This window comes from Rhizobium sp. BK377 (genome assembly GCF_014193935.1).
In the GTDB taxonomy this organism is placed as follows: Bacteria; Pseudomonadota; Alphaproteobacteria; order Rhizobiales; family Rhizobiaceae; genus Rhizobium.
On sequence record NZ_JACIAC010000016.1, the window covers coordinates 1 to 5449 of the forward strand.

The following is a 5449-nucleotide window of genomic DNA, read 5'->3' on the forward strand; positions in this document are numbered from 1 at the left end:
ATCGTCGTCGCCATCAACAACGTCAAACCCAAACGTCACGCCAAATACAATTTCCGCGACTCCGAATTATACGCAAGGTCGTTGATGAAATATCACGATATCAAAGCGTAAATCTGAATATTGCCAATGGGTTAATAGATTTTATTGCTCAAGTCGTGGTAAAGTCGGTAGTACCATGAGCAGATCGTGATAACGAAGGATGGTGGCCCGGAACCGAGCCATCAACGACGTCAGCACCAACGGCTACGTGAACAAGGATGTGAAGTGGTACAACAATATCACGTTCAACGGCACTCCGCGCGAGGCGTCGGTACTTTCGGACGGCCGTTCGTCGGACGCTGCCGACGGGAACCTGCTTGGGTTTGATCCGCTGCTTTCCGACCCGGCCACGGGAAATTCCACCTGAAGCCGGCTTCGCCGGCCATCAATGCCGGAACGTCAGCTTTCGGGCTCGGATACGTCGCCCTGACGGGCAGGCCCGTGTGAACGGCAAGGTCGACATCGGAGCAGATGAGGCCGATTCCGATGCAGACACGCCGCCGAATGCCCCAGAACGTTTCTGGCTCGGCACCGCGATGAATATGGTCGCCGAGAACATTCTCGCCAACGGCGGCTAGCTCATAGTGAGCTCAGTGGCGTCGATAGCAGCAGCTCGGAGCGTGATATAGCCGGTTAGCGGCAAGGCAATGGATCCGTCGATGGCGCGCGTCGCCAGATCTGGAAAGCCTGAAAGGTCTCGGTGATTTGAAAATGTTGGTCGGACAGGAACGCGGTCAGGATCCCTTCCGGATCGTAGATATCAGACTTGCTGGTGACGATGAGGGTTGGAGCCTCCAGTGTGGAAGCAAAGCCTGGCCGCGGCTCGGAGACATAGAGCGCACTGCCGCACTCGCGGCCGAGCGGCACGCTGTAAACGAGAGCGCCGAGCGCGTCGGCATTCCACCAGACGCGATCACCCTCAGCGAGAGCTGAGCGCACGACGCCGGCCGCGGAGCGATAGTCGTCCTTGGCGTGGCGGGGAGCGAACCTGATGCTCGCGCCGGAGGCCAATGCCATCATCAGAAAGCCAAGCACCACGAGCTTGCCGACGGGCCTACGCCAGAGCAACGCCACGCCCGCCGCCTGCAGCGCCAGGATGACCGCGATTGCGGGCGCAAGATGGCGACCGACGACGCGCCAGTGCAGAATATATCCGGCAATCAGGATCAGTGCAGCAGCGGACGTGAAGGCGATCGCGCACGCTGCCAGCGTGCGAGGCGGAATATTTCGAATGGCCTGGATCAACCCCGCCAACGTAACCGCCGCGACCAGGATGGCGTAGCTCGCCAGAGCAACCACGTAAGAAAAGACGATCGCCCCCTCCCCTGTGCGCAGATCCGTGCGGCCCGGCCCGAGGCCTGCAAAACCGAACAGTTCGTAGGCCGAAAAAAACAGAGTCCGCGCGTCGGTCGTCGCCACTTTGGTGCCGCCAGCCCCTCCGATCACCGTCCAGAGATAATAGAGCCCGAGCGGCGCCATCACGACCACGAGGAGAACCGACGGCCCGATGAGATGGCTGGCTGCAAGCCGGCGACTGCGCCAGGATACGGCGCACGCGGCGGCGGCAACCGCGGCCGCGGCCCATATCGCGCCGAGCAAGCTGCTTCCGGCAAGAGCGATAAGCCCGAACGCGAGCAGCCATGCTTGACAGCGGCTAAGAAGGGGGACCTCTGCGCCGCGATCGCTCGCTGCAACGACCGCGCGCTCGAGCAGGCCGAAGACCATGAGGCTCGCCCCGATTTGCATACCATAGGGCCGCGCCTCATCGATGTAGTACCACAGGAAGGCGCTGGTCCCGGCCACCAGAAGGCGATCAACCCGACCGTTAGCGAAAATGTAGAGGCCAGGAATAAGCCAAAGCAGGTTCATCATCCTGAGAGCGATCTCGCCGTCGCCTGCGATTTTCTCCCAAACCCAGATCGCCACGAGGAAAAACGGCATCTGCGCATCTGAACCGGTCTCTGCGACCATGCGGGCCAGAAACGCCCCGAAGTGCGGCTCCGCTGCGCGCCAGGCGGTGTTGGCTTCGTCTATCCAGTAGCTCTGTCCGCTGATCGCGATACTGAGCGCCCCCAAGGTGGCACCCATGGCAACCCACGAAATGACCTGCCACGACGACGGATGCGACCTCTGTGAAAACGATCCTGGTTTATTTACCGGGTTCGATGGTGCGGCGATCTCGGCGCCCGTCGTCAGATCGAGGTCAGATATGCCCATCCACGTACAAGTCCCAAAACCGTGTCCAGCGCGCCGCCGGCAATACATCTATCCCGGCATAGATCGGCGCTAAGACTAACGCTTTCTCCGTTCGAGCAACAATCAGCACAAAGTGGTACGCGTACGTCTTATGGCTCGCTTTCGACCAGCCGGCATAAAGAATAAAGTTCATTTCTACAAAGGCTTGTGCGTCATCATAGACGGAGATTCCGAGAGAAGTTCGATGAGCCTTGAAGCTTGCAAGTTCGGCAAGCTGGATGGAGCCGGGCATGGTCAAGAGTAAGACTATTGTAAAGAGTGATCGGATCGAGCGGTTTCCTCAAAACACCTGTGGGCGGCTCCGCTGTCTCGGCGAAGACTTTTATCAGGCCCGATCCCTATTCGGCATGTGCCTGCAGTTGCTCGATCGGCTGAGCGCCGATCGTCGTGCGGTCGCTGGCACGCATGGTCCAACCCATTTCATCACATCGGGGGCTTGAAATGTTGCCGCACAGCACGGAGCTCCCCCGCACATGGCCAATTGCTACAACTGATCTTTCGCCCCGAGGCATGCCCGATAAGGAAGGCCTGGTGCTGAGTATCGTGGTGCCGGTGTTTAACGAGGAGGAGACGATTGTGCTCTTTCTCCAGGCTCTGGATGCACAGACTAACGCGATCCGCAGCGCTCTCGGATCAGGCGGGCAGGTGGAGATTCTCTTCGTCGACGACGGCAGCCGAGATCGCACTGTAGAGATCATCGAAGGCCTCGTGGCGCAGCGATCGGATGTCGGCCTGATTTGCCTGTCGCGAAACTTCGGCAAGGACGCAGCGCTGGCCGCCGGCCTTGCCCATGCCCGCGGCGACGCAATCATCCCGATGGACGTCGATCTGCAGGACCCGCCGGACATCGTTCCTGATATGGTAAGCGCCTGGATGCGCGGCGCAAAGGTGGTCAACGCACGCCGCAAGAGGCGCGGCAGCGACACCTGGCTCAAGCGCTGGAGCGCCACGGCTTTTTACGGCCTCTATAATCGAATGGCCGATTATCCCATCCAGGACAATGTCGGCGACTTCCGACTGCTGGACCGCAGCGTCGTCGATGTTCTGAACGGCATGCCGGAGCGCATCCGCTTTATGAAAGGCCTGTTCTCCTGGGTTGGCTTCACGCAGGCGACGGTCGAATACGACCGGCCGAAACGCACGGCAGGCACCTCGAAATGGGTATATTGGCGCCTGTGGAATTTCGCTTTGGACGGGATCACCGGATCGACGACGATGCCGCTGCGGATCTGGACCTATGTCGGCCTCGTCGTCGTTTTTCTGGCGCAACTCTACGCGGCCATCATCATCGGGCGAACGCTAATATTCGGCGTCGATGCGCCTGGTTATGCATCGATAATGGTGGTCATCCTGGTGTTCGGCGCATTCAACATGATCTCCGTCGGGCTCCTTGGCGAATATGTCGGCCGCATCGCTGTCGAGGTCCGGCAACGGCCGCTTTATCTGGTGGAGCATCTGACGGGCCGAGCCGCTGCCGTGTCGGATAGCGGCACCGTTGCCGATCAGGCGAGGCGCAGCGCGCCCGCCACCGCCGGCTCTGTGCGACGGGTCGGCATCGCCGCAAGTTCCGCAGTGGCGAGCGCGAGACCGCCGGAAGGCCAGTTGAGCAGCCAGTATCCGGCAGAATGACATGGTGGATAAGGCTTGCTACCCGGCAATCTACAGCCCCAGTGTCCTCATGCCTTGGCGTTCGATGGAGTGCGTCGGTGTCATCATTGCGCTGCTCCTTCTGAGCGGATGTGTTTTCCCTCTGATCGATCGCGATGGCCACCTGGATGCCAGTGAAATGGCGACTCTTCGCCTGCTTGGCATGCCTATCTATATGATTTCTCTGGGGCTTTTGGCTCGAAATCAGGCAGAGCTGCTGGTCGCCATCCGCCGCAGCCTGCCGTTCGTTGTGCTCCTCCTTTTACCGCTTGTCTCGGTGCTGTGGTCGCCCAGCCCCGCTCTCACCTTGCAGCGGGGCGTCGCGCTCGTTCTCTCGGTATCGCTTGCGTATCTTCTCGCCATCCTGTTCACGCCGCGGCAATTCCTATTGCTGACGGTCGTGGTGCTCGGCTCCGGCATGGCGTTCAGTCTTTTGATGGCTGTGGCATGGCCCGGTCGCGCGTTCACCGTGGGCGAGAGCTCCCTGAGAGGGGTCTTTGACAACAAGAACGCGCTCGGGTGGAACGCCGCAATCGCGACTTTCGCATGCAGCGTGATGGCAGCGGATCGACGGGCGGGGCTGAGGATCGTCAGCATACCGCTGCTGTGCGCCAGTCTCGTTTGCCTCGTCGCGTCCCAGTCGATGACGGCCATGACCTCGCTGGCCAGTGCGGTGGTGGCCACGGTTTTCTTCCTTGCTCTATCAAAGACCCGCGATCTCGGACGAGTGACCCTCGTGCTGGTCTGTCTGCAACTGGTCGCGCTGGTCCTTGTAGGTCTCAGCGAACTCCTCGTTCCCATGCTCGAAGCCCTGGGCAAGGACGCGACGCTGACCGGCCGTGTTCCGCTCTGGCGGGAAGTGGATCACGCGATTGGAAGGCGGTTGTTGTTCGGATACGGATATCAGGCCTTCTGGGCCGACTCCAACGCCGATGGCTGGCACGTCCGAGCCGCGGCGGGGTGGCCGGCGCCGCACGCCCATAATGGATTTCGCGACACATTGCTGAGTCTCGGGCTCCTGGGCTTCATCCCCCTGGTCTGGACCATCGCCCGCGCAGTGCGGCAGGGAGCGGCGCTGCTATGTGACGCTCCCGAGGAAGGCTGGCTGTGGCTGAATGTACTGGTCATCATGTTCCTGGTGATGAACCTCACGGAAACGATCATCCTCACTCAGAATAGCATTCTCTTCGTCCTGTTTGCGACTGCCGTGATTATGTTCGCGATCCGGTTTCCCACCGAAGCGAGAGATTTAACGTCTGGGTTACGTTTGCTGCGTCGGCGGCTTGTTATGATCGTTGCTGTGATGGCGGTGCTGATGGCGGCGTCGATTGTGCTGATCTCGGGATTGCAGCCGAGCTATCATGCCGGGTCCCGGCTGATGATCCACAAGCCCCTGGCAACCGCGCTGAGCAGCGGCGATGCCGGCGGCGATGCGCCGCTCAACGTCACCTCCGAGACCGAGCGGCTTCTGTCGAGAAGCGTGGCCGAGCGGGTCATCGGCGACTTG

6 protein-coding genes are annotated in these 5449 nt (G+C 60.7%); 4 read left to right on the forward strand and 2 right to left on the reverse strand.

Translation table 11 applies throughout. The features are described 5' to 3' along the window. The first annotated feature begins 202 nt into the window (after positions 1-202). Together FHT92_RS28990 and FHT92_RS29710 are read left to right on the forward strand one after the other, a co-directional pair. Complete coding sequence (locus FHT92_RS28990; protein WP_183831630.1) at positions 203-406, forward strand: hypothetical protein; 204 nt, start codon at positions 203-205, stop codon at positions 404-406. 76 nt (positions 407-482) lie between these two features. Continuing rightward, a complete protein-coding gene (locus FHT92_RS29710) occupies positions 483-617 on the forward strand; it encodes a hypothetical protein (RefSeq protein ID WP_281413054.1) in 135 nt (44 codons plus the stop codon). 55 nt (positions 618-672) lie between these two features. Here the strand turns inward: FHT92_RS29710 and FHT92_RS28995 are convergent, their stop codons facing one another. Both FHT92_RS28995 and FHT92_RS29000 read right to left on the reverse strand, forming a co-directional pair. Beyond that, positions 673-2256, reverse strand: a complete 1584-nt coding sequence (locus FHT92_RS28995; protein ID WP_183831631.1) for a hypothetical protein — start codon at positions 2254-2256, stop codon at positions 673-675. Beyond that, the gene (locus tag FHT92_RS29000) at positions 2243-2533 is read right to left on the reverse strand and encodes a hypothetical protein (RefSeq protein ID WP_183831632.1); all 291 of its coding nucleotides are present in this window, start codon (positions 2531-2533) and stop codon (positions 2243-2245) included. Before FHT92_RS29000 ends, FHT92_RS28995 begins: the two co-directional genes overlap by 14 nt. A 293-nt stretch (positions 2534-2826) precedes the next feature. Here FHT92_RS29000 and FHT92_RS29005 point away from each other — a divergent pair, with 293 nt between their 5' ends. After that, positions 2827-3924, forward strand: a complete 1098-nt coding sequence (locus FHT92_RS29005) for a glycosyltransferase family 2 protein (RefSeq protein WP_312858802.1) — start codon at positions 2827-2829, stop codon at positions 3922-3924. A gap of 1 nt (position 3925) precedes the next feature. Then, positions 3926-5449: O-antigen ligase (locus FHT92_RS29010; protein ID WP_183831635.1), on the forward strand; the 1524-nt coding region annotated here is incomplete at its 3' end.